This window comes from Paracoccus zhouxuedongae (assembly GCF_041927815.1).
Lineage (GTDB): Bacteria > Pseudomonadota > Alphaproteobacteria > Rhodobacterales > Rhodobacteraceae > Paracoccus.
On record NZ_JBHFHM010000005.1, the window covers coordinates 128,997 to 152,934 of the forward strand.

At 67.5% G+C, this 23,938-nt stretch carries 22 protein-coding genes and 1 riboswitch; of the genes, 14 read left to right on the forward strand and 8 right to left on the reverse strand.

The annotated features are described in order from the left end of the window. Window positions 1-11 precede the first annotated feature (11 nt). A complete protein-coding gene (locus ACEYYA_RS07900; protein ID WP_374799359.1) occupies window positions 12-2,099 on the forward strand; it encodes a TonB-dependent receptor in 2,088 nt (695 codons plus the stop codon). A gap of 258 nt (window positions 2,100-2,357) precedes the next feature. Here ACEYYA_RS07900 and ACEYYA_RS07905 read toward each other — a convergent pair whose 3' ends face one another. The 6 genes from ACEYYA_RS07905 to ACEYYA_RS07930 are packed head-to-tail and all read right to left on the reverse strand — an operon-like array spanning window position 2,358 to window position 8,726. Continuing rightward, window positions 2,358-3,242 carry an energy transducer TonB gene (locus tag ACEYYA_RS07905; RefSeq protein ID WP_374799361.1) on the reverse strand — a complete coding sequence of 295 codons (885 nt, stop codon included), beginning with the start codon at window positions 3,240-3,242 and terminating at the stop codon, window positions 2,358-2,360. Window positions 3,243-3,255: 13 nt separating this feature from the next. Continuing rightward, the gene (gene exbD, locus ACEYYA_RS07910; RefSeq protein ID WP_374799363.1) at window positions 3,256-3,678 is read right to left on the reverse strand and encodes a TonB system transport protein ExbD; all 423 of its coding nucleotides are present in this window, start codon (window positions 3,676-3,678) and stop codon (window positions 3,256-3,258) included. Further along, a complete protein-coding gene (exbB, locus tag ACEYYA_RS07915; RefSeq protein ID WP_374799365.1) occupies window positions 3,678-4,454 on the reverse strand; it encodes a tonB-system energizer ExbB in 777 nt (258 codons plus the stop codon). The genes exbD and exbB overlap by 1 nt, the downstream gene beginning before the upstream one ends. 2 nt (window positions 4,455-4,456) lie before the next feature. Continuing rightward, window positions 4,457-5,461 (reverse strand): siderophore-interacting protein, encoded by a 1,005-nt coding sequence (locus tag ACEYYA_RS07920; RefSeq protein WP_374799367.1) that lies wholly within the window; start codon window positions 5,459-5,461, stop codon window positions 4,457-4,459. Then, window positions 5,458-6,675, reverse strand: a complete 1,218-nt coding sequence (locus ACEYYA_RS07925) for an MFS transporter (protein ID WP_374799369.1) — start codon at window positions 6,673-6,675, stop codon at window positions 5,458-5,460. Before ACEYYA_RS07925 ends, ACEYYA_RS07920 begins: the two co-directional genes overlap by 4 nt. Beyond that, window positions 6,675-8,726 carry a TonB-dependent siderophore receptor gene (locus ACEYYA_RS07930; RefSeq protein ID WP_374799371.1) on the reverse strand — a complete coding sequence of 684 codons (2,052 nt, stop codon included), beginning with the start codon at window positions 8,724-8,726 and terminating at the stop codon, window positions 6,675-6,677. The genes ACEYYA_RS07925 and ACEYYA_RS07930 overlap by 1 nt, the downstream gene beginning before the upstream one ends. Before the next feature lie 284 nt (window positions 8,727-9,010). After that, window positions 9,011-9,197, forward strand: a riboswitch (cobalamin riboswitch). Window positions 9,198-9,298: 101 nt separating this feature from the next. Here ACEYYA_RS07930 and nrdH point away from each other — a divergent pair. The 10 genes from nrdH to ACEYYA_RS07980 all read left to right on the forward strand — a co-directional run bounded on the left by nrdH (window position 9,299) and on the right by ACEYYA_RS07980 (window position 19,815). Then, window positions 9,299-9,520 carry a glutaredoxin-like protein NrdH gene (gene nrdH, locus ACEYYA_RS07935; RefSeq protein ID WP_374799373.1) on the forward strand — a complete coding sequence of 74 codons (222 nt, stop codon included), beginning with the start codon at window positions 9,299-9,301 and terminating at the stop codon, window positions 9,518-9,520. A gap of 4 nt (window positions 9,521-9,524) precedes the next feature. After that, on the forward strand, window positions 9,525-9,941 hold the full coding sequence (gene nrdI / locus ACEYYA_RS07940; protein ID WP_374799577.1) for a class Ib ribonucleoside-diphosphate reductase assembly flavoprotein NrdI: 417 nt from the start codon (window positions 9,525-9,527) through the stop codon (window positions 9,939-9,941). Next, a complete protein-coding gene (nrdE, locus tag ACEYYA_RS07945) occupies window positions 9,923-12,061 on the forward strand; it encodes a class 1b ribonucleoside-diphosphate reductase subunit alpha (protein WP_374799375.1) in 2,139 nt (712 codons plus the stop codon). Before nrdI ends, nrdE begins: the two co-directional genes overlap by 19 nt. A gap of 83 nt (window positions 12,062-12,144) precedes the next feature. Then, window positions 12,145-13,131 (forward strand): class 1b ribonucleoside-diphosphate reductase subunit beta, encoded by a 987-nt coding sequence (gene nrdF, locus ACEYYA_RS07950; protein ID WP_374799377.1) that lies wholly within the window; start codon window positions 12,145-12,147, stop codon window positions 13,129-13,131. 324 nt (window positions 13,132-13,455) lie between these two features. Then, the gene (gene mog, locus ACEYYA_RS07955) at window positions 13,456-13,992 is read left to right on the forward strand and encodes a molybdopterin adenylyltransferase (protein WP_374799379.1); all 537 of its coding nucleotides are present in this window, start codon (window positions 13,456-13,458) and stop codon (window positions 13,990-13,992) included. A gap of 129 nt (window positions 13,993-14,121) precedes the next feature. Beyond that, a complete protein-coding gene (locus tag ACEYYA_RS07960; protein ID WP_374799579.1) occupies window positions 14,122-15,306 on the forward strand; it encodes an MFS transporter in 1,185 nt (394 codons plus the stop codon). Beyond that, a complete protein-coding gene (locus ACEYYA_RS07965; protein WP_374799381.1) occupies window positions 15,299-16,327 on the forward strand; it encodes a glycosyltransferase family 4 protein in 1,029 nt (342 codons plus the stop codon). Before ACEYYA_RS07960 ends, ACEYYA_RS07965 begins: the two co-directional genes overlap by 8 nt. Then, window positions 16,324-16,941 carry a glycosyltransferase family 29 protein gene (locus ACEYYA_RS07970; protein WP_374799383.1) on the forward strand — a complete coding sequence of 206 codons (618 nt, stop codon included), beginning with the start codon at window positions 16,324-16,326 and terminating at the stop codon, window positions 16,939-16,941. The genes ACEYYA_RS07965 and ACEYYA_RS07970 overlap by 4 nt, the downstream gene beginning before the upstream one ends. A 62-nt stretch (window positions 16,942-17,003) precedes the next feature. Further along, window positions 17,004-18,026, forward strand: a complete 1,023-nt coding sequence (locus ACEYYA_RS07975) for an aspartate-semialdehyde dehydrogenase (protein ID WP_374799385.1) — start codon at window positions 17,004-17,006, stop codon at window positions 18,024-18,026. A gap of 169 nt (window positions 18,027-18,195) precedes the next feature. Further along, window positions 18,196-19,815 (forward strand): DUF4139 domain-containing protein, encoded by a 1,620-nt coding sequence (locus ACEYYA_RS07980; protein WP_374799388.1) that lies wholly within the window; start codon window positions 18,196-18,198, stop codon window positions 19,813-19,815. A gap of 3 nt (window positions 19,816-19,818) precedes the next feature. Here ACEYYA_RS07980 and ACEYYA_RS07985 read toward each other — a convergent pair whose 3' ends face one another. Then, entirely contained in the window at window positions 19,819-20,475 is a 657-nt protein-coding gene (locus ACEYYA_RS07985; RefSeq protein ID WP_374799390.1) for a carbonic anhydrase, read from the reverse strand. A gap of 136 nt (window positions 20,476-20,611) precedes the next feature. On the opposite strand from ACEYYA_RS07985, the gene ACEYYA_RS07990 reads away from it, so the two are divergent. The 3 genes from ACEYYA_RS07990 to ACEYYA_RS08000 all read left to right on the forward strand — a co-directional run bounded on the left by ACEYYA_RS07990 (window position 20,612) and on the right by ACEYYA_RS08000 (window position 23,271). Then, window positions 20,612-21,007: a hypothetical protein gene (locus ACEYYA_RS07990; protein WP_374799392.1), complete on the forward strand. Its 396-nt coding sequence runs from the start codon at window positions 20,612-20,614 to the stop codon at window positions 21,005-21,007. 73 nt (window positions 21,008-21,080) lie between these two features. Further along, the gene (locus ACEYYA_RS07995; protein WP_374799394.1) at window positions 21,081-22,136 is read left to right on the forward strand and encodes a saccharopine dehydrogenase; all 1,056 of its coding nucleotides are present in this window, start codon (window positions 21,081-21,083) and stop codon (window positions 22,134-22,136) included. Between the two features lies 1 nt (window position 22,137). Then, window positions 22,138-23,271, forward strand: coding sequence for a saccharopine dehydrogenase family protein (locus tag ACEYYA_RS08000; RefSeq protein WP_374799396.1), 1,134 nt, complete (start codon window positions 22,138-22,140; stop codon window positions 23,269-23,271). Window positions 23,272-23,322: 51 nt separating this feature from the next. Here ACEYYA_RS08000 and plsY read toward each other — a convergent pair whose 3' ends face one another. After that, a complete protein-coding gene (gene plsY / locus ACEYYA_RS08005; protein WP_374799398.1) occupies window positions 23,323-23,937 on the reverse strand; it encodes a glycerol-3-phosphate 1-O-acyltransferase PlsY in 615 nt (204 codons plus the stop codon). Window position 23,938 lies beyond the last annotated feature (1 nt).

Sequence of the window (23,938 nt, forward strand, 5' to 3'; positions counted from 1 at the left end):
GACAGCCACAGATGAGACACCCCCGTTCCCTGGCGCCGTTGGCGTCAAGCACCGCACTGACGCTGGTGCTGATGGCCACACCCGGCGTGACCCTGGCGCAGGACCAGACCATCACGCTGGCGCCGATCATCATCACCGGCGAAAAGGTGGTGCGCAGCCTGAAGCGCACGGCGGCCTCGGTCGCGGCCCTCGCGGGCGAGCAGGTCGCGCGCGATCCCGCCGCCCATTCGGTCACAAACGCCCTGGCCGAGGTGCCCAACGTCAATGTCACCGGCACGGTCGCGGCCCCGATCATCCGCGGCCAGGACAGCCAGGGCCCGAACTCGGGCGCGGGCGCGTTCTTCGGCGGCACCGTGCCGCGCGCCACGATCAACGTCGATGGCCGCTATCTCAGCTATAACGAATATGCGCTTGGCGCGGCATCTGCCTGGGATGTGCAGTCGGTCGAGGTTTTCCGCGGCCCGCAGACCACCACCCAGGGGGCCAACAGCATCGCCGGGGCGATCCTGGTCAAGACCAACGACCCGACCTTTGAACGCGAAGGCGTGGCGCAACTGCAATATGGCAGCCGCAACAGCCGCCGTGCCTCGTTCGCGGTGTCCGGGCCGTTGTCGTCGGAACTGGCGGCGCGACTCGCCGTCGATGGGTTCGCCCGCGACACGTTCATCACCTATACCAACCCGAACTTCCGCAAGGGCAACACCGATCAGGACTTTGAAAACCGCGATGTGCGCTTCAAGCTGCTGTGGCGTCCCGCCGACCTGCCGGGGCTGGAGGCGAAGCTGACCTTCAGTCACACGTCCAGCAATCGCCCCTCGTTGGAAAGCGCCAGCACGCCGTTCGAGGATCTGAACAACGATGCCATCGCCATGCCGACCTGGCGCAACCGCACCAACAGCATGGTCGCCGATGTCAGCTATGACTTCGGCAACGGGATGGCGTTGCACAACCAGTTGCAGATCAGCGACCGAACCAACAACCGCTATACCGCGCCGGTCACCGACGGCACCGCCCGACTGGATCAGCGCACCGTGTCCAACGAAACCCGGCTGACCTTTGGCGGGGACGAGGACACGATCTCGGGCGTGGCGGGGCTGTTCGTGGCGCGCACCACCTCTGACGAGATGCTGGACCTGCGCGACAAGCCGGCGGATTTCATCACCCGCTATGACGACACCAAGACCAATCTGGGCGTCTATGGCGAAGCCACCTGGCGGCTGGCGGACCGCTGGCGGCTGACCGGCGGGCTGCGCTATCAGCGCGACGAGATCAGCCGCAGTGGCGTGGCGACCTATGCAAAGGGGCCGCTGGATTACAACGGCACCTTCGACGCCTGGCTGCCCAAGCTTGCGCTGTCCTATGACGCAAGCGAGACGACGACCGTCGGGGCGATGATTTCGCAGGGCTACAACCCCGGCGGCGTGTCGCTGGATTTGCGCCGCGGCAGCTATGTCGCCTTCGCGGCCGAGCGCGTCACAAGCTATGAACTGTTCGCCCGCAGTCAGATGCTGGAGGACCGGCTGATGCTGTCGGGGAACCTGTTCTACAGCGACTACAAGGATGCACAGCGCTTCGTGCGGGTGGTGCTGCCCAACAACTATGGCAGCTCTGTCACTGTCAACGCCGAACAGGCCAAGGCCTATGGGCTGGAACTGGCCGCCGACTATCAGGCCAGCGATACCCTGCGCCTGCGCGGCGGGCTGGGGCTGCTGCACACCGAAGTGTCGCAGTTCAGTGCCGCGACCAGCGATATCCTGGGCAAGGAATTCGCCCGCGCCCCGCGCCACAGCCTGACCTTTGGCGTCGACTGGACGCCGATCGACAAGCTGACGGTGAATGCCTCGGTGCGCCATACCGGCGGCTATTTCTCGGATGACACCAACAGCGAGGCGACGCGGATCGACAGCTTCACCCTGGCCAATCTGCGCGTCAGCTACGTCCCGCGCGAGGGGATCGAGGTCTATGGCTATGCCAACAACCTGTTCGACGAACGCGCGCCGCTGGCCAAGCAGCTCAGCCGGTCAGCCACAGGCCCGGTCATGAACGCCATCATGACCGAACCGCGCGAGGTCGGGATCGGCCTGCGCATGACGTTCTGACCAGACCATCCCCGCCCCTGCGCCAGGTTTCGGCGTGGTGGCGGGGACATCGACCGGCCGGGCGAATGGCCCGGCGCGCCGGATCACGCTTTCAGCGCCACGACCATCGGACCAAGGCGCGGCCATCGTCATGGCCAACCGACGTCAGGCCTTTCGACAAGGCCCGGGACTTGCCACCATCAGCACAGGGATCATGCGGCCAGGGTCGGGCGTGGCGGTTCGTTGCCGCCACGCCCGACCTTGCCGGCGCTCCCCCGTTCAGAACTGAATGAGGATCGGCAGCACGAATGAGTGCCCCTGTCCGCCGGGTGGTGCGGGCAGACGCGGAAGGCGGCCTGCCTGTCGTGCCAGTGCGGCGTCGATTCGCGGATCGCCCGTGCTGCTGGCCAGCCGCGCGGATGCGGCGCCGTTGGCGCCGACCTGGATGGCAAGCTGCACCTGCACCGACGCGCCGCGACCACTGATCCGGGTGCGCTTCATGTGACGGGCGATGCGTGCCCCGGCCTCGGATTGCCAGTTGCGCACCGCGCCGGCACTGGCGGCGGCCGCTTGTGCGCGCGCGCCGTCATCGCGGCGTGGCGCGGCGGGCGCGGCCGCCCTTGGCGCAGCCGGCTTGGCCGTGGCAGGCTTGGCGGGGGCAGGCTCGGGACGGGTGGGGCGCGGCTTTTCGGCCTGCCGCCGGGGCGCGGGTTCGACCGGCTTGGGCCGTGGCGGACGCGACTGCGGGCGCGGCGAGGGTGGCACCAGCTGCTCGGCAAGGTCGGTCGGTGGCGGCAGCGGGGTCAGGGGCGGCAGCTCAAGCTCCGGCTCCGGTTCCGGTTCGGGCTGAGGCTCTGGCTCCGGTTCAGGCTCCGGCTCTGGCTCTGGCTCTGGCTCTGGCGGGGCGGGCTGAACATCCGGCACCTCAAGGATCTGCGGCGGAATGCCGGGATCGACGGGAAGCGCCTCAGGCTCCGGCGCCGGTTCGGCCTCGGGTTCCGGCTGCGGCTCCGGCTCGGGCGCCACCAGTTCGACAAAGACGGGCGCAGCGACGGACGCGGGCGGCCCCGATATGGCCGTGGCCATCAACCAGTGGGCGACACCCAGATGCGCGGCCAGCACCAGTGCCAAGCCGGTCAGCCACCGCGCGGCAGCGCCGATCATGACGCGCCCCCCTTCATGGCAGCGCCGCCGGGCTGTCCAGCCCGACCATCGCGATCTTGGTATAGCCCGCGTCGCGCAACCGGTTCATCACCGCCATCACCTCGCCATAGGGGACGGACTGATCGGCGCGAAGAAAGATGCGGGTGTCGCGGTCGGCACCCGTTTCAGCATCCAGCGCCGCCGCCAGCCCCGCCGGGTCAACCGCCGCGTTGCCCAGCGACAGGCCAAGATCCGGCGCAAGCGTCAGCCACACCGGCTGATCGGGCCGCGGCGAGGCCGCCCCCTGCGCCGCGGGCAGATCGACATTCACATCGACCGTCGCCAAGGGCGCCGCGACCATGAAGATGATCAGCAACACCAGCATGACGTCGATAAAGGGCGTCACGTTGATCTCATGCGCCTCGGTCAGGTCGTCGTCCTGCAGTCCGCCCGCCATCATCGCGCCCCCCGGTCAAGATCGCGGCTGATCAGCCGCTGGATCGCCGCCCCGACGGCGCCAAGCTCCAGCCGATAGCCGGCGATGGCGCGGGCCAGTGCGTTGTAGATCACCACCGCCGGGATCGCCGCGACAAGGCCAAGCGCGGTCGCCAGCAGCGCCTCGGCGATGCCGGGTGCGACCACGGCCAGGTTCGTGGTCTGCGCCTTCGATATGCCGATGAAGGCGTTCATGATGCCCCAGACCGTCCCGAACAGCCCGACAAAGGGCGCCACCGCGCCGATCGTCGCCAGCATCCCGGTGCCGATCGCCATGTGCCGCGCCGCAAGCGCCTGATGCTGCGCCAGATGCGAGGCGACACGCTCGGCCAGCCCCGCCCGCGCGCCATCGGCCGACCGCGCGACCTCGGCCCCGGCGGCACGCAGCATGACGCCGGCAGGGCCTTTGCCGCCCTGCATCGCTTCGGTCAGGTCGGGCGCGGCCTCGATCCGGGCGGCGGCGCGGCGCAGGGCGCGGCGGGCGAAGGCCAGCTCGAACAGCTTGACCACCAGCACCGTCCAGGTGACGACAGATGCCGCCGCCAGCCCGATCATGACCGCCTTGACCACCACGTCGGCCTGCCGGAACATGCCCATCGGCGACAGGTCATGGGGCAGCGTCGCGGGCGCGACCTGGACAAGATCGGGGGCGATCTGGCCGGATGCGGGTCCGGCGACCAGCGCCAGTGCCAGCGCGCAGGGTAGCAGGAACAGGGGTGTGGAAGGGCTGGCGGTCATCATCATTCCTCGCAGCAGGGGGCCGACCAATAGGCGGCAAGATGGGCGCGGGTCCGGGGGATTGCCAGATCCTGCGTGATCGCCCGCCGCAGCGCCTGCAATCGCGCCTTTTCGGTCGCGATCCAGTAGAAATCGGCAGGCGGCGCGGCGGTCAGGTCGCGGGCCAGCGCGGCTTCTGACCGGGGCCGGTGGGTGATCGTCAGGCCGGGGCGCGGCGCAAAGGGGTAATCGGCGCTGTCCCCCAGAAGGGTCAGGTCGATCCGCGCACCCGCCGCCTGCGCGGCGGCGATCCGGGCCAGCGCGGGATAGGCAGTTTCATCCCCGGCCAGCACCAGATGCGCGGCTTGCGGGATCCCCCCGCCGCCCGGCCCGTTCAACCCCACCGTCGCCCCGGCGGCGGCCTGCGCGGCAAAGTTGCAGATCCGTCCACCGTCATGGATGAAGATGTCGGTGTCGAGCCAGCCCGCCTGCGGGTCGATGGCGGCGACGGTATAGGCGGGGCGGTGCAGCCCTTCGGGCCACACGGTCTGCCCGCCCGCGTCCAGATGCGGCCAGCGCGGCGCGCCGTCATCCTGGGGCAGCACAAGGCGGAAATGGATCATGTCGCGGTCCAGCCGGTCAAGCCGCTCGCCCGTCAGCCGCAGGCGCAGGAAATGCGGCGTCAGGCGGGTGACGCCGACGACGTGGGCCAGGCTGAAATTGGGCGGCATCTCGCCTGTGCGGGCTGGGCTGGTCCAGTCAAGGGTCAGGCCGGGAATGACCTCGGCCAGATGCTCGACCGCGGCCTCTTGCAGGGTGAACAGCCAGTCGGGCGTATCGGCGCGGGCAGTGATCCGGCAGCCTTGCGGCGTGGGGGCCAGCGCGACCTCTCCCTCGCCGATCTCGACGCGGGTAGGGTCGGGGGGCGTGCCGTGACAGGTCAGACCGTGTTCGCGCGCAAGGTCGCGAAACAGCGGGTCGACCTGATCGAAAGGCAGCGCCAGCGGTGCATGGGCGTGATGGGTCATGCGATGCGCCTTTCGCGGCCGGGCCGGGCCAGCGCAAGGCCGATCAGCATGGCCGCCCCGGCGCAGACGGCAAACAGCGCGCCAAAGCCCAGATGCTGCGCGACCAGTCCGGCGGCAACGCCCAGACCCATGCTGACGGCGCCATCAAGGCATTGAAACAGCGTGAAATCCACACCGCCCTGCGCGGGATCGGCCAGTTCCATGAAGCGGGCGTAAAGGGCGGTAAAGCCGATCGCCATGACCGCCGAGCCTGACATGAGCGCCGCGCCGACCTGAACCAGCACCGGGATCGCCAGCCCGCCCGCGCCCGCCGCCAACACCGCCAGCACCAGCGCCTGCAAGCCAAGCGAGGTCATCAGCGTGGCGCGGATGCCCATGGCGCGCACCATCCCCCCGCCGATCAGCGCGCCCGCCAGCCCAAGGCCCAGGCTGGCAAGGCCCGACAGGATGCCGACCTGTTCCAGGCCAAGGCCAAGGTCGATCAGATAGGGGCCGGTCATCCCCATCGCGGCCTTGTGGGCGACCACGAAGCCCGCGGCCAGCAGCAGGCCGCGCCGAATCTCGGGGCGGGCAAGGGCGTGGCGCAGGCTGGGCGCGGGCGTCGTTGAGGCAACCGTGACGCGGCTGCGGCGCGCGGCCAGCGCAAAGCCCGCCAGCAGCAGCGCCACCAGCCCGGCCATGGCCAGCGTGCCCGAGGCCCAGCCGTGGCGTGCCACCAGCACGACAAAGGCCCCGCCGCCGATCGCCGCGCCGGCATAGGCCCCGCCGACCTGCGCGGCATTGCCCCAGCCAAGCGATTCCTCGGCCTGGGGGCCAGTCGACAGCGCGCCAACCGCATGGCCATCGACCGCGATGTCCAGCGTTGCCGTGGCAAAGGCGACGACCAGAAGCACCGCCAGCACCGGCAGCAGCGGGTCCAGCGGCAACGCCGCCACCGCCACCAACCCGGCCACCGCCAGCGCGCCGAAGCCTGCCACCAGCGTCGCGGTGCGCGGCAGACCGCCGCGCGGCAGCCGCATCCGCTCGACCCAGGGCGACCACAGCACTTTCAGCGCCCAAGGCAGGATCAGCAGAGACAACAGCCCGATCCGGTCCAGCGGCAGGCCCCGGTCGCGCAGCACTGCGGGCAGTCCGCCCCAGGTCAGGCCGCCGATCACGCTTTGCGCGACATAGGCGGCCCAAAGCCCGCCCAAAAGGGGGATCGGGGCGCGCATCAGAACCGCTTCGACAGGCTGGCGGTCCAGGTCCGGCCCTCGTCGCGGTAGCAGTAACCGGAGGTGCAGGTCTGGTCGCGCCGGTCGGCGAGGTTGCGGATGTTCAGCTGCGCGCGAACGCCCGGCATCTGCGGCAGGTCATAGCTGACCTCAAGATCGACAAAGCTGCGGGCGGGGTTGCGCAGGGCGTTCTGATCGTCGCCATAGCTTTTGCCGACGTAACGGACCCCGGCGCCGACGGCCAGGCCCTCCAGCGCGCCCTGCTGCACCTGATACCGGCCCCAGAGTGACAGCATGTCGCGCGGTGTGCCCGACAGATCGCGCCCGACGGTGCCCGCCGCGCCCTTTTCGATCCGCACCCGCTGATGGGTATAGCTGGCGATGGTCGACCAGCCGTTGTCCCAGTTCGCCGCGGCCTCAAGCTCGATCCCGCGGCTGTTCAGGTCAAGCTGGCGCTGCTTGTTGCGCCCGGTGCTGGCGTCCAGCACCACCCCGTCGCGCTGGTCGATGTCGAACAGCGCCGCCGACAGCAGCATGTTGCTGCCCTCGGGCGCGTATTTCAGGCCGATCTCGCGCTGCGTGGCCTCGGTCGGGCGCGCCGGTCGGGTCACATCGGTGGTCACGTCATCATGAACGACCCCGATATTCGGCGCGAACGAGGTCGAGACATTGGCATAGGCCATCAGCCCCGATTCCCAGCGATAGCTGAGGCCAAGCCGCCCCGACCGACCGGTGTCGCGCTGCGTGCTGCGGGTCATATCGGCGGCGGTCGAGGTCGTGTCGACCTGATCAAAGCGCAGGCTGGCAAAGGCGCGCCAGTTGCCCATGGTCATCTGATCATGCAGGTAAAGCCCGCTTTGTGTGGTCTTTTGCGCGTTGGCAAACGGCACTTCCGCCGCCGCCGTATCGGCCGCCGAGACATAGCCCAGCAGGCTGCGGGCGGAATAATCGGCGCGGGTCACGTCGATCCCAGCCAGCACCTCATGGCTGACCGCCCCGGTCGTCCCCCGCCACGCCAGCGAGCTGTCGATGGTGGCGCTGTCAAGATCCTCGACGTAATGGCCCCAGTATCGCGCCAGCGCCGAACCCGCCGCATAATGGCCGCTGTATTCCAGGTCGATGTCGACATGGGCCAGCCGCCCGGCATGGCGCAGGGTCAGGCTGTCGGACAGGTCATGTTCGACCTCATAGCCCAGGCGCCACTGGTTCTGGGTAAAGTCGTTATAGGCCGGGTCGCCCTCATACAGGTCCGAGACCTGCCCGTAGGCGGGGTTGAAGAATGCCGCCGTGCCGCCGGTCACGCTGCGCGACACCTCGGCCAGAAGGGTCGCGCGGGTGGCGCCATTGTCAAAGGACAGGGCCGGGGCGAAATAGGTCTTGTCATCGGCGTAGCCAGCCAGATCGGTATTGGCCTGCCGGTAAAGCCCGGTCAGGCGATAGCTGAAGCGGTCATCCTTCAGCGGGCCGGACCAGTCGGCGGCGATCTGGGCGCGGTCATTGGCGCCGGTGGTGAAGGCCAGTTCGTGATAGGGTTCGTCCTTGGGCCGTTTCGTCACCAGATTGACGATCCCGCCCGGCCCGCTGACGCCATACAGCGACGAGGCAGGCCCCTTGAGCATCGCCAGCCCCTCGATCCCGTAAGGCTCGGTCTTGTAAAGCGCGGTCGGCGCGTTGAACTGGCGCAGGCCGTCGCGGAAGATGCCGTTGTAATAGGCCGGAAAGCCGCGCAGCGTGAAGGCGTCAAAACGGCTGTCGGCGCCGTAATTGTTGGGGTTGGCACTGGCCGCATAGGTCAGGGTTTCGTTCAGCGTGCGCGGTGCTTGGTCCTCGATCTGGGCCTGCGTCACGATGGTAACGGCCTGCGGGATCTCGGCCACGGGGGTGTCCAGCCGGGTCGCCTGCCGCGAGGTCGTGGCGACATAACCCGACTGCGCCAGTGTCTCGCCGCTTTCGGCGTTCAGGGTGATTTCATCCAGAACGATGGTGTCCTGCGCCCAGGCACCTTGCACCCCGACCGGCAGCGCCGCCCCCGATGCCAGAAGCGTGACCATAAGGGTGCAGGGTCGGGAAAAGGGGGGGAAAGGCATACTGACGCTCCGTCGCGGCGGTGACTGTGGCACTGGGCGCTGGCGGCGGGCTGGCGTTCGGCTGCGATAAGTTATCCGACTTTAAAAGTCAACTAAACGGCTGGGCCGCGTGCAAGCCGCCCCTGCCCTGGGCCGAAGTTCAGGCGCAGGGGCGGATCGGCGCGGCGCACCCGGCTGGCGATCATGTCGCAGGCGGGCGCCATGGTCGCGGTCTGAACACAACATGTTGACATCCACACCCAAGGTGCGCCTAATGCTTGGGTCATGGTTCTTCGGGGCGACTCGAAGAGGAAAGAGGGAAGCCGGTTCAAATCCGGCACTGCCCCCGCAACTGTAAGCGGCGAGCGACGCTGAAACGCCACTGGGCCTTGCCCGGGAAGGCCAGCCTAGCCCCGACCCGCAAGTCAGGAGACCTGCCGTGACAGACGACAACGACCAAAGGCGGTGGGCCTTGGGCAGCGTGTGCGATCCGTGGTGGGCCAGCCCGCCGCTGTCGCGAGCCTGTCCCGGCCCGAACAATGCAGAACGAGGGACAGATGACCATCACCGTATATTCCAAACCGGCTTGCGTGCAGTGCACGGCCACCACCCGTGCGCTTGCCGCGCGCGGGCTTGACTACCGTGTCATCGACCTGACCGAGGATGCGGCCGCCTTTGCCCATGTCAGCGAACTTGGCTATCGGCAGGTGCCGGTGGTGATCGCGGGCGATAACCACTGGGCCGGCTTTCGCCCTGATCTGATTGGGCGGCTGGCCTGATCCGATGGGCGGGCTGGTCTATTATTCATCGACGTCGGGCAATACGCACAGCCTGATCAAACGGCTGGGGATCGTCGCGGACCGCATCCCCGTTGCGATCGCGGACCCGATGCCCGAGCCCGCCCAGCCCTATGTGCTGATCACCCCGACCTATGCCGACGGGATGGGCCGCGGGGCGGTCGCGCCGCAGGTGATCCGCTTTCTGAACGATCCGCGACGCCGCGCCCTGCTGCGCGGCGTCATCGCCAGCGGCAACCGCAACTTCGGGCGACTGTTCGCCTGTGCCGGCGATCTGCTGGCGGAAAAATGCGGCGTGCCCGTGCTGTATCGGTTCGAGCTGGCCGGAACCGAGACCGACATCACCCGCATCCGCGCCGGGCTGGACACATTCTGGAGAACCACATGCTCGATGACCGCCTGACGCAGGCCGAGGCGCTGGATTACCACGCGCTGAACGCCATGCTGAATCTGTACGACGAAGACGGCGCGATCCGGTTCGACGCGGATCGCCGCGCCGTCCGGCAGTATTTCCTTCAGCATGTGAACCAGAACACGGTGTTCTTTCACAGCCTGGATGAGAAGCTGGGCTATCTGGTGGCCGAGGGCTACTATGACCCTGCGGTGCTGGATCAGTATTCGCGGAACTTCCAGCGCGCGATCTGGGATGCGGCCTATGCCCGCAAGTTCCGGTTCCCGACCTTTCTGGGCGCGTTCAAATACTACACCGCCTATACGCTGAAGACCCGCGACGGGCAGCGCTATCTTGAGCGCTACGAGGACCGCGTGGTGATGGTCGCCCTGACGCTGGCGCGGGGCGACGAGGCGCAGGCGATGACGCTGATGGACGAGATCATCTCGGGCCGGTTCCAGCCCGCCACTCCGACCTTCCTGAATGCCGGCAAGGCATCGCGGGGGGAACTGATTTCCTGTTTCCTGCTGCGGGTCGAGGACAACATGGAATCCATCGGGCGGGCCATCAACTCGTCGTTGCAACTGTCGAAACGCGGCGGCGGCGTCGCGTTGATGCTGACCAATATTCGCGAAAACGGCGCGCCCATCAAAGGCATCGAAAACCAGTCCTCGGGCGTTATCCCGGTGATGAAGCTGCTTGAGGACAGCTTTTCCTATGCCAACCAGTTGGGCGCGCGGCAGGGCGCGGGGGCGGTCTATCTGAACGCCCACCATCCCGACATCCTGCGGTTCCTGGATACCAAGCGCGAGAATGCAGACGAGAAGATCCGCATCAAGACGCTCAGCCTGGGCGTGGTCATCCCCGATGTGACCTTCGATCTGGCCCGGCGCAACGAGGACATGTATCTGTTCAGCCCGCACGACATCCAGCGCGTCTATGGCGTGCCCTTCTCGGAGATTTCGGTCACCGAGAAATATGACGAGATGGTCGACGACAAGCGTATCCGCAAGCGCAAGATCAACGCCCGCGCCTTCTTTCAGACGCTGGCCGAAATCCAGTTTGAATCGGGCTATCCCTATATCATGTTCGAGGACACGGTGAACCGCGCCAACCCGATCCACGGGCGGATCACCATGTCGAACCTGTGCAGCGAGATCCTTCAGGTCAATGAGGCCAGCACCTATCACGACGATCTTGGCTATGCGCATCTGGGCACCGATATTTCCTGCAACCTGGGGTCGCTGAATATCGCGGCGGTGATGGACGGCCCCGATTTCGGCGCGACGGTCGGCCACGCGATCCGGGCGCTGACGGCGGTGTCGGAAATGTCGGCCATCGATAGCGTGCCCTCGATCCGGCGCGGCAATGACGAGGCCCATGCCGTCGGCCTTGGCCAGATGAACCTGCACGGCTTCCTTGCGCGCGAACGCATCCATTACGGCAGTGCCGAGGGGGTGGATTTCACCCGCTGCTATTTTGCCGCCGTCGCCTATCACGCGCTGCGGACGTCGAACGCATTGGCGCGTGAGCGGGGGCACAGCTTCACGGGCTTTGAAAAATCGAAATATGCCGACGGGGCGTTCTTTGACAAATACGTCACCCGCGACTGGCTGCCGGAAACGCCCGAGGTGGCCGCACTGTTCGACCGCTTCGGCGTCACGCTGCCGGATCGGGACGATTGGGCCGCCTTGAAGGACGCGGTGATGGCGGACGGGCTGTACAACCGCAATCTTCAGGCCGTGCCGCCCACCGGGTCGATCAGTTACATCAACAACTCGACCAGCTCGATCCACCCGATCGTGTCAAAGATCGAGGTCCGCAAAGAGGGCAAGATCGGCCGCGTCTATTATCCGGCGCCGTTCATGACCAATGACAATCTGGACTATTACCGCGACGCCTATGAGATCGGCCCCGAGGCGCTGATCGAAACCTATGCGGCGGCGACCGAACATGTCGATCAGGGCCTGTCGCTGACGCTGTTCTTCCCGGCCGAGGCGACCACGCGCGACATCAACCGCGCCCAGATCCTTGCCTGGCGCAAGGGGATCAAGACCATCTATTACGTCCGGCTGCGCCAGACCGCGCTGGAGGGGACCGAGGTCCAGGGCTGCGTGTCCTGCACCCTGTGACACAGGACCGATCGGGGCGAACCGGGGGCCTTCTTCCCCCCGGACCCCCGAAGATATTTAGGCCAAGAAGAAAGAGCCCCGCCATGAAAGACCATAAGACCAAAGATCAGGCCACCCGCGTCGTGCCTGCGGCGATCAACTGGAACCGGCTTGAGGATGACAAGGATCTGGAGGTCTGGAACCGGCTGACGGTGAACTTCTGGCTGCCCGAGAAGGTGCCATTGTCCAACGACCTGCCCAGTTGGGCGACGCTACGCCCCGAGGAGCAGACCCTGACCATCCGGGTGTTCACCGGGCTGACGCTGCTGGACACGATCCAGAACACGGTCGGGGCCATCTCGCTGTTGCCGGATGCGCAGACAGCACATGAGGAGGCGGTGCTGACCAACATCGCCTTCATGGAGGCGGTGCATGCGCGGTCCTATTCCTCGGTCTTTTCGACCTTGTGCCAGACCCCCGAGGTGGATGAGGCGTTCCGCTGGTCGGCCGAGAACCCCCATCTTCAGCAAAAGGCCCGGCTGATCATCAACGAATATGATGCCCCGTCACATCCGCTGAAGCGCAAGATTGCCAGCGTGTTTCTGGAAAGCTTCCTGTTCTATTCCGGCTTCTATCTGCCGATGTATTGGTCGAGCCGCGCCAAGCTGACCAATACCGCCGATCTGATCCGCCTGATCATCCGCGATGAGGCGATCCACGGCTATTACATCGGCTACAAATATCAGCGCGCGGTGGAACGCTTGCCCGAAGCTGCCCGCGAAGATCTGAAGGCTTTCGCATTTTCGCTGCTCTATGATCTTTACGAGATCGAGGCGCGTTATACCGAGGAGCTGTATGACGGGATCGGCCTGACCGAGGACGTGAAGGCCTTTTTGCACTATAACGCCAACAAGGGGCTGCAAAACCTGGGATATGAGGCGCTGTTTCCCGATTCCGCCTGCGCGGTGAACCCCGCGATCCTTGCCGCGCTGTCGCCGGACAGCGAAAACCATGATTTCTTCTCTGGTTCGGGGTCGTCCTATGTCATCGGCAAGGCGGTCGCCACCGAGGATGAGGATTGGGATTTCTGAGAGCGACCGAGCGCCCGCTCCCACGGCAGTTTCGGGTGTGATTGAGGCTGCCCCCGCGCCGTCCCGCGCGGGGCTGACGGGCGGCGCCCTGCAAGCGCCCCGATGGCGGATCATGGGCGGAGACGCGTCCACGAAGGGTTGCGACCAATTCGTCCATGTCGATATGGCGGGATGGTCGCCAGGGTTGCCGACCGGCCCGACATGGCGCTGCCCTTCGCCTTGGTATAGGGTCCATCGACGACGCGCGGCGCAATCCACAGCAGATCCAGGAACCACCCCAGGGTCATGACCTGATCAGACCCTGCAACATGAGCGATGACCATCATGACCCAACCCACCACTGCCCGCATCAGCATCGTCACCGTGTCGGACCGCGCCAGCCGCGGCGAATATGAAGACAAGGGCGGGCCGGGTGCCGAGGCCTATCTGCGCGGGGTCGTGACCAGCCCGATGGAGATCACCCGCGTCATCATCCCGGACGGGCGGCACTCGGTGGCCGAAACCCTGCGCGGGCTGGTCGCCAACCGGGCCGACCTGATCCTTGTCACCGGCGGCACCGGCCCCGCGCCGCGCGACGAAACCCCCGAGGGCGTGGCCGATGTGCTGGACAAGGTTCTGGACGGCTTTGGCGAGGAAATGCGCCGCGCCAGCTTGCGCGAGGTGCCAACCGCGATCCTGTCGCGGCAATCGGCGGGGATCGCCGGGCAAAGCCTGATCATCACCATCCCCGGCAAGCCCTCGGCCATTGCCACCTGCCTGGATGCGGTCTTCGCCGCCGTGCCCTATTGCCTTGACCTGATCGGCGCCGCGCGGATCGAGACCGACCCCGCGCGGATCGCCGCGTTCCGCCCCAAGGCGTAACGCTGGCCTGAGTATTTGGGAACAGAAGAAGCTGATACTTCTGCTCCCAAATACTCATCCGCAGCCGCCACCCCTTGCACCCGCCGGGCCGCTGCGCCAGCCTGCCCGTGAAAGGGGTCCGCCATGCCGATCAATGCCGGAATTGCGATGCTGGTGCTGGGCTATGTCCTAAGCCAGTTCTACCGCGCGTTTCTTGCCGTCCTGACGCCGACGCTGGAACGCGAGCTGGGCGTGGGGGCCGAGGATCTGGCGGTCTCATCCGGGCTGTGGTTCGTGGCCTTCGCGCTGATGCAGATCCCGGTCGGCTGGGCGCTGGACCGGTTCGGCCCGGCGCGGACGGTGGCGGTGCTGCTGGCCATCGGCGGGGCGGGCGGGGCGGCGGTCTTTGCTCTGGCCAGCGGGCCGTGGTCGATCCACATCGCCATGGTGCTGATCGGCATCGGCTGTTCGCCGGTGCTGATGGGGTCGTATTATATCTTCGCCCGCGCCTATCCGCCCGCCTTGTTCGGCACGCTGGCGGGGGTCGTGGTGGGCATCGGCAGCCTGGGCAATATCCTGGGCGCCGCGCCGCTGGTCTGGGTCATCAAGGCCGCCGGCTGGCGCGAAACCCTGTGGGGGCTGGCGGTGGTGACGCTGGCGGTTGCGGCGCTGACCCGGCTGTGGGTGCGCGACCCCGCGCCCCTGCCCCGCGATGGCAGCGTGCCACAGGGCCGCTTGCGCGACGTGCTGGCGCTGCCCGCGCTGTGGGCGATCCTGCCGCTGTTGTCGGTCAACTATGCCGCCGTGGCCGCGATCCGGGGACTGTGGGCCGCGCCCTATCTGGACCGGGTGCATGGCGCCGACAGCGCGATGATCGGCTGGGCGACGCTGGCGATGGGGCTGGCGATGGTTGCGGGCAGTTTTCTGATGGGGCCACTGGCCAAGCGACTGGGCGGGTTGAAGCGCGCGGTGCTGATCGTCAACGCCGGGCTGCTGTTGGTGCTGGCCGCGCTGTGGCTGCTGCCGGGGGCCGGTCTGGGCACGGTGATCGTGGCCCTGGCGCTGATGGGGTTCTTCGGCTCGTCCTATCCGATCCTGATGGCGCATGGCCGCGCCTTTCTGCCGCCGCATCTGGTCGGGCGCGGCGTGACCTTCCTGAACATGGTGTCGATCGGCGGGGTCGGCCTCTATCAGTTCGGATCACGAGCGGTTTATCAGGCCGGTGCGGACTTGCCGCCACAGGCCGCCTTCGGCCATCTGTTCCTGTTCTTCCTGATCCCGCTGGCCCTTGGCCTTGCGATCTATCTGACCACGCGCGAGGCCCGTGATGCCTGAGATCGACGTCATCGCCCCCAACCTCAAGCGGCGGCTGTCGGGGGTGACGGCGACCGTGGTGCGGCTGGTGCCGGTGCAGGCGCGGATGATCGGCATCGTCGCCACCGGGCCGGGCCTGCCGCCGCAGGTGCCGCATCTGCCGCTGGCGCGAGTGGCGATGCTGCCGCGCAACCGCACCCGCGTCTGGCACGCGCGGCGCAATACGGAAATGGCCCTGGGGCTGGCGTTCAGGCACATCCTGCGGCTGCCGCTGAAACTGCTGTTCACCTCGGCCAGCCAGCGGGCGCATTCGGGCTATACGAAATGGTTGATCGGGCAGATGGACGGGATCGTGGCGACCTCGGCGCGGACGGCGGCCTATCTGGACCGGCCCGCCGACGTCATCCTGCACGGGATCGACGCCGATGCCTTTCGCCCCGCCGATGACCGCGCCGCGCTGCGCGCCCGGCTGGGGCTGCCGGATGGGCTGCTGGTCGGCTGCTATGGCCGCATCCGCGCGCAAAAGGGCACCGATGCCTTTGTGCGCGCGATGATTGACCTGCTGCCCACCCGCCCCGGCGTCACCGCCCTTGTGATGGGCCGCGCGACCGAGGGCCACGGTGGCTTTCTGGATGACCTGCGTGACCAGGCCGCCACCGCCGGGCTGTCCGACCGTATCCTGTTCCTGCCCGAAGTGCCCGTCGACCGCATGGCCGATTGGTATGCCGCGCTTGATCTGTATGTCGCCCCGCAGCGGTGGGAAGGCTTCGGCCTGACCCCGCTGGAGGCGATGGCCTGCGGCGTGCCCGTGGTCGCCACCCGCGTCGGCGCCTTCGAGGAGCTGATCGCCCCCGGCGTCACCGGCGATCTGGTCGCGCCCGACGACATCCCGGCCCTAGCCGCCGCCATCGCGCCCTGGCTGGACGATGCCGCGAAGCGCACGGCGGGCGGGATCGCTGCGCGCGCCCGCGTCGAAAACGGCTTCCGGCTTGAGGATGAGGCGGCCGCCTTGGTCCGCGTCTATCGGCGGTTGCTGGCATGACCCCACTTCGGTTCTATATCGCGCGCGTCATGCGGAATGAGGCCCTGCTGGCCAGCCTGTCGGTGCCGCAGGCCGATCTTCTGGCCGATCTGGCGGGGCGCTCGGTCGCGCTTGTCGGCAATGCCCGCGCCCTGGCTGATGGCGACCACGGCGCGGCTATCGACCGGCATGATCTGGTGATCCGCATCAACCGCGCGCCGATGCCTTTGGCCCACAGCCATGGCAGCCGCACCGACTGGCTGGCCCTTGCCACCAGCCTGCGCCCCGAGGACCGCGACCGGCTGGGCAAGCCGCGCATTCTGTGGATGTCGCCCAAGCGCAAGCGGCTGGCGCGGCGCGATGCGCACAGCCCCGGTTTCTACCTGCACCCGCTAGCCGACTATAACCGCCTGCACGATCTGCTGCGCGCCCCGCCCACGACCGGGGCGATGATGATCGACCTGCTGGCGCGGTCGGATCTGGACCATCTGACGCTGTTCGGCTTTGACTTTTTCACCTCGCTGTCGCTGTCGGGGCGGCGCCGGGCCGATCAGGTGCCGCATGATTTCCGCGCCGAGGCGGGCTTTGTGCAAGGCCTGATGCGCCACGACCCGCGCATCGACCTGATCCGCTGACCGCTTTCCCTTGGCGTCGCCCTGCGCTAAACCGGGGCCTTCGCCAGATCAGGAGGTTTTCGATGGGCTACAGGATCGTTGTCGCCGGTGCGACGGGCAATGTCGGCCGCGAGATGCTGGCCATTCTTGAGGAACGCCAGTTCCCGGTGGATGAGATCGTGGCGCTTGCCTCGCGCCGCAGCCTGGGCACCGAGGTCAGCTTTGGCGACCGCACGCTGAAAACCCGCGACATCGAGGGGTTCGACTTCACCGGCTATGACATGGCCCTGTTCGCCATCGGCTCGCAGGCGACCAAGACCTATGCGCCGATCGCCGCCAGCCAGGGCTGCGTGGTGATCGACAATTCCAGCCTGTATCGGCTGGACCCGGCGGTTCCGCTGATCGTCCCCGAGGTCAACCCCGAAGCCATTGAACATTATCGCGAAAAGATGATCGTGGCCAATCCCAACTGCTCGACCGCGCAGATGGTGGTGGCGCTGAAGCCGCTGCACGACCGCGCCCGCATCCGGCGCGTTGTCGTCAGCACCTACCAGTCGGTTTCGGGTGCCGGTAAAGAGGCGATGGACGAATTGTGGGACCAGACCAAGGCGGTCTACAACCCCACCGTCGACGTCCCCGCCAAGGCCTTTCCGAAGGACATCGCCTTCAACGTGATCCCGCAGATCGACGCGTTCCTTGACAGCGGCGACACCCGCGAGGAATGGAAGATGGTGGCCGAGACCAAGAAGATCCTGGACACCCGCATCAAAGTCACCGCAACCTGCGTGCGCGTGCCGGTGTTTGTCGGCCATTCCGAGGCGATCAACATCGAGTTCGAGGATTTCCTGGACGAGGACGAGGCCCGCGACATCCTGCGCGAGGCGCCGGGGATCATGGTGATCGACAAGCGCGAGCCGGGTGGCTACATCACCCCCAAGGACAGCGTGGGCGAGTTCGCGACCTTCGTCAGCCGCATCCGCCAAGACAGCACGATCGAGAACGGGCTGAACCTGTGGGTGGTCGCCGACAACCTGCGCAAGGGGGCGGCGCTGAATGCGGTGCAGATCGCCGAGCTGCTGGGCAGCCGCTGCCTGCAAAAGGGGTGACAACTCAATAACTTGGCCTGCACAGCGCGTGCACAGGATCGGCACGGGCTGTGCACAGTCTGTACACCGGCGGCGCGCGTTGCGCCCGGCGTTCACGCAACAATGAAGCCGGGCGCGCGGGCCGTGCTTGCTTTTCGGCCGCGGCGCGACAAGCTGCGGGCATCATTTGATGAGGTTCCCGATGCGCGCCCTGCTGCTGATCACTGCCGCCCTGATCCTGCCGCTGCCGATGCTGGCCGACAGCTTTGACGCCCAAAGCCGGGTCAGCGCGGTGACGCTGTATCCCTGGGGGGCGAGTGTCACGCGGCAGGCAGAGGTCACGCTGCCGAAGGGCAGCCATGAGATCGTGCTGACCGACCTGCCGCAGGGCACCGATGCCGCCAGCCTGCGGGTGCAGATGCCTGGGGGCGTCACCCTGGGCGCGGTCAATCTGCAAAGCGGTCGCCTGCCGCCCGAAACCGGCCCGGTGCCCCCGGCGCTGCAAGCCGCGCGCGATGCCGTCAGCGCCGCCGAGGCCGGGCTGGCCGAGGCGCAGGCCCGCATCGACCGGGTGCTGCTGAAGGCGCGGGCGGCGCAGGAACAGATCGCCTTTCTGCGCGGCCTGTCACAGGCCGGGGCCGATGACCCCATCGCCCTGTCGCGTCAGGTCGGGGCCGAGGCGCTTGTCGCGCTGGAGGCCGCCCAGACGGCCGAGGCCGAGGCCCGCGCCCTGGAACCCGCGCGCAAGGACGCGGAGGACGCGCTTGCCGACGCGCAGCAGGCACTAGCCGCGCTGACCGACGGGATGGGTGCCAAGGCCGCGCTGACGTTGGTCGTGCAGGCCGATCAGGATGGCCCGGTGCCGGTGCAGGTCACCAGCTTTACCGCCGATGCAAGCTGGCAGCCGGTCTATGACCTGCGGCTGACCCGGCTGACCGGCACCCCCGGCCTGACCCTGGATCGCGGCGTTCTGATTGCCCAATCGACGGGCGAGGATTGGCTGGGCGTCGATCTGGTGCTGTCGACGGCGCGCCCATCCGACCGGGCCACGCCCAGCGTGCTGGACCCGCAGCTGGTGCGCGCTGATGATCCGGCGGTCTATGACGCCGCGGCCGAAGTGGCGATGGCCGCCCCCGCCCCGATGGAAATGGCGCGGATGGGCCATGTCGCCGAGGCCGCGCAGATCGACATGCAGGGCGCGACCGTGACCTGGCGCTATGGCAATGCCGTCGACATCCGCACCGGTGTCGAGAACCTTCGCCTGCGGCTGGACAGCGCGCCCATCACCCACAGCCTGATCGCCGAGGCGGTGCCGCTGGCCGACCCAAGCGCCTATCTGGTGGCCGATGCGGTGAATGACAGCGGCCAGATGCTGCTGCCCGGCCCGGCCAGCCTGTTCGTCGACGGCGCGATGGTGGGCCAGCAGGCGATCCCCCTGACCCCGCCCGGCGAGGATCTGAAGCTGGGCTTCGGCCCGATCGACGGGCTGGTGCTGGAACGCATCGTTGCAGAGAAGTCGGGCGGTGAACGCGGGCTTTTGTCCAGCGCTAACCGGCAGGTGGAACAGGTGACGATCCGCATTCGCAACCAGACCAATGAGGATTGGCCGCTGCGCGTGATCGACCGCGTGCCCTATTCCGAACAGGACGATCTGAAGGTCAGCTTCAGCGCCGACCCGGCCCCCTCCACGGTCGATTACGACGACCGCCGTGGCCTGCTGGCCTGGGATCTGACCCTGCCCAAGGGCGCCGCGCAGGACATCAGCCTGACCACGACGCTGGACTGGCCGCAGGGCAAGGTGCTGAACTGACGCTTAGCGGGTCACCGTCACAAAGCCCTGCGCCGCGTCATATTCGTAAAGATCGCCCGCGGAAATGTCGTGCAGCAGGCCGTGGACCGAGATGTCCTCGGCCTCGACCGCATCCTTGACGAAGGGGAAGGTCATCAGGTTTTCCAGCGACACGATGACCGCCTGTTCCTCAAGCGCGCGCAGGCGGCGGTCGGCGTCCAGATCCTTCACACGGTCATAGCCGGGGCGCAGAATGTCCATCCAGCGGCCGACGAAGCTGGTCTTTTCCTCCAGCTCGGGGGCGGCGCCACAGCACATGTCGTGGCAGCCCTTGACGCCACCGCAATGGGTATGGCCGATGACGATCACATGGGCGACCTTCAGCGCGCGCACCGCGTATTCCACCGCCGCCGATGTGCCGTGCTGCAAGCCGTCGGGCTTGTAGGGCGGCACCAGGTTGGCGATGTTGCGGTGAATGAAGAACTCACCCGTATCGGCGCCGAAGATCGAGGTGACATGCACCCGCGAATCGCAGCAGGAAATCACCATGGCGCGCGGCCGCTGGCCATCTTCGGCCAAGCGGCGATACCAGACGCGATTGTCGTTATAGGTGGTGGCACGCCAGCCTGTGTAACGCTGGACAAGGTAATTGGGCAGCGGTTTGGCAACGGTCAGCGGCATGTTTTCTCCTCCACGCTGATTGATAGGCCGCCGATGCGCGCAATTCGACATATTTCTGCGACTGCGAGAAAGATTTTCTAAAGGCTTCGGTGGCAGGTTGCGCCTTGCGTGGGGACGCAAGTGTTGGAGGTTGGACGTGACCGAACTGTCGGTGCTGCGCCATGACGAAGGCATCCGGGTGGATGGCCGCCGCGTGGTGGAACTGTATGATGAACTGGGCGCAACGGCGGCCGAACTGGTGATCGGCCGCGCCGCCGAGGAACTGGCCGCCGCGTTGGAGGGGCTGGTCGCCGCCGCGCGATCCGAGGCCGAAGCGGAGGGCCATGCCGCCCGGCTGGGCCTGCGGGCGCAATCGCTGGGGGCCTTGGCCTGGCAGGTCGGGCTGGCCTCGCTGGCGCAGGTGGCGGCGGATGTCGCCGTTTGCGCGGAACGCGGCGATCACCCGGCGCTTGCGGCCACACTGGCGCGGCTGGAACGGGTCGGCAACCGGTCGCTGACCGCCGTCTGGGATGCGCAGGACATCCGGCGTTAGGGCGGGGTGACGTTTGGCTCTGGCCTGCGGGGCGCCGATCTGCTTGTCTGGCCCCCGACGAAAGGGGTCAAGCATGGTGCATCTGTGGGTCCGGGCCGAGCAGCGCCCGTTCGAGGAACGTGTCGGCATCACGCCCGAGGGCGTGGCCGATCTGATCGCGCGCGGCATCCGCGTGACGGTGGAGGACAGCCCGGTGCGCGCCATCGGCATCGACGGCTATCGCGCCGCCGGGGCCGAGATTGCGCCAGCCTTTTCCTGGCCCGACGCACCGCGCGACGCGATCATCTTTGGCCTGAAGGAACTGCCCGAAGATGGCAGCCCACTGGTGCATCGCCACATCATGTTCGGCCATGCCTTCAAGGGCCAGCCCGCCGGTCAGCGCCTGCTGCGCAGGTTCCGCGACGGCGGCGGGGCGCTGTATGATCTGGAATATCTGGTCGATGACAGCGGCCGGCGGGTCGCGGCCTTCGGCTATTGGGCGGGCTATGCGGGTGCGGCAGTCACGCTGATGGCCTGGGCCGCGCAGCAATCCGGGGGCATCTGCGGACCGGTCCACACTTATGGCGGCAAGCAGGCGCTGCTGGCCGATCTGGAGGCGCGCCTTGGCACCGCCCCGCGCCCGCGCGCCATCGTGATCGGGGCGCTTGGCCGGGTCGGCACCGGCGCGACCGATCTGTGCCGGGCGATGGACATGGCGGTCACGGAATGGGACATTGCCGAAACCGCGCATGGCGGCCCCTTCCCCGAGGTGCTGGCCCATGACATCTTCCTGAACTGCATCCTGGCGCAGCCCGGCTGCCCGGTGTTCGTGCCGAAGGATGCGCTGACCGCGCCGCGCAAGCTGACCGCGATTGGCGACATCGCCTGTGATCCGACCTCGGATTTCTCGCCGATCAAGGTTTATGACCGCGCGACAGACTGGGATCGGCCGGTGATCCGCGTGGCCGATGATCCGGTGCTGGATGTGATGGCCATCGACAACCTGCCCTCGCTTCTGCCGGTGGAAAGCGCAGCGGATTATGCCGCGCAACTGCTGCCCAGCCTGCGCGGGCTGGATCGGCTGGACCAGGGTGTCTGGGGGCGCGCGCGCGATGTTTTCGACCTGAACCTGACCCGGCTGGAGGGCTGACATGATCCATTGGTGTGGCACCGGCCTGTCGGCCATCCCCGGCCTGCGGCGGCTGATCGCGGGCGGCCATCCGGTCACCGTCTGGAACCGGACCGTCGAAAAGGCCCGCGCCGAGGTGGGCGACGTGGCCCGCGACATCCGCGCATTCTCGCTGCCCGCGCTGACCGAGGCCCTGGCGCCGGGCGATGTCGTCGTGTCGATGCTGCCCGCCGACCAGCACCCGGCGATCGCCGCGATCTGCGTGGACAAGGGCGCGCATTTCGTCAGCAGTTCCTATATCTCGCCCGAGATGCGGGCGCTGGATGGCCCGGCGGCGGCGGCCGGGGTCGCCCTGGTAAACGAGGTCGGTCTGGACCCCGGCATCGATCACCTGATGGCGCATGATCTGGTCGCCGATTACCGCCGCGCGGCGCAGCCGGGTGACGTTCTCAGCTTCACCTCATACTGCGGGGGGATTCCGAAAATCCCCAACGATTTCAAATACAAGTTCAGTTGGTCGCCGCTGGGCGTACTGCGTGCGCTGCGGTCGCCGTCCCGCTCGATCTGGGAGGGGGAGGACCGCGACGTCACCCGCCCCTGGCTGGCCGTCAGCGATTACACCGCGCCCCTGCCGGTGCCCGAGACATTCGAGGTTTACCCCAACCGCGACTCGATCCCGTTCATCGAAGATTACCAGTTCGACGACGACTGGCTGATCCGCAGCTTTGTGCGCGGCACCATCCGGCTGAAGGGCTGGAAGGACGCCTGGGCGCCGGTCTTTGCCGAGATCGAGACCCTGACCGGCCCCGAGGGTGAGGCGCGGATGGCGCAGATGGCCGCCGAGTTCTGGCGCGACAATGCCTATGGGCCGGATGATCCAGACCGGGTGGTGCTGGTCGTCGCGCTGAAGGCCGAGGGCGAAAAGGGTGTCCGCTGGCACAAGGAATGGGTGCTGGACGCCCATGGCGACGCGCGCGGCACGGCGATGGCGCGGCTGGTGTCGATCCCGGTGGCCCTGGCAGTCGAAGCGGTGCTGGGCGACCGGTTTGAACCCGGCGTTCACGCCGCCCCCGCCGATCCGGCCCTGCTGCGCGACTGGATGGCCGAGATCGCCACCCAGGCCCAGCATCTGCAAAAGGTCGATCACTGCGCGTGAGCCGATCCGCGTGGCCCCGATCCGAGTGGGGGGCAGGCCGGGCGCGGCGGATCAGCCTTTCTTGCCGCCGATCTTCGGCTCGGTCCCGGCACGCAGGCGGGCGATATTCGGCGCGTGGCGGATGAAGATCAGCACCGCCATGAAGGCCGTCGTCGCCGCCAGCGGCAGCAGGTGAAGCCCCGCAGCCAGCAGCGGGATCAGCGCCGCCGCGACCAAGGCGGAAAGTGAGCTGATCCGCGTCACCGCTGCCGTCACCAGCCAGATGCAGCAGGCCAAGAGGCCCAGCGGCCAATACAGCGCGATGATCGTGCCCAGAAAGGTCGCGACGCCCTTGCCGCCACGAAAGCCGAGCCAGATCGGGAAGCAATGGCCCAGAAAGGCCGCCGCGCCGGCGACCAGGGCGGCGGTCTCTCCACCCAGCCAGCGGGCGATCAGCACCGCCGCCGCGCCCTTGCCGGAATCGAGGATCAGCGTCGCCAGTGCCGCGCCCTTGTTGCCGGTGCGCAGCACGTTGGTCGCGCCGATATTGCCCGAACCGATCTGGCGCAGATCGCCCAGGCCAAGCGCGCGGGTGATGACCAGGCCAAAGGGGATCGACCCCAGCAGATAGCCGATCAGCCCCCAGCCGATCAGCCCGACCATCGCCCAGATTGCCAGATCGTCCATG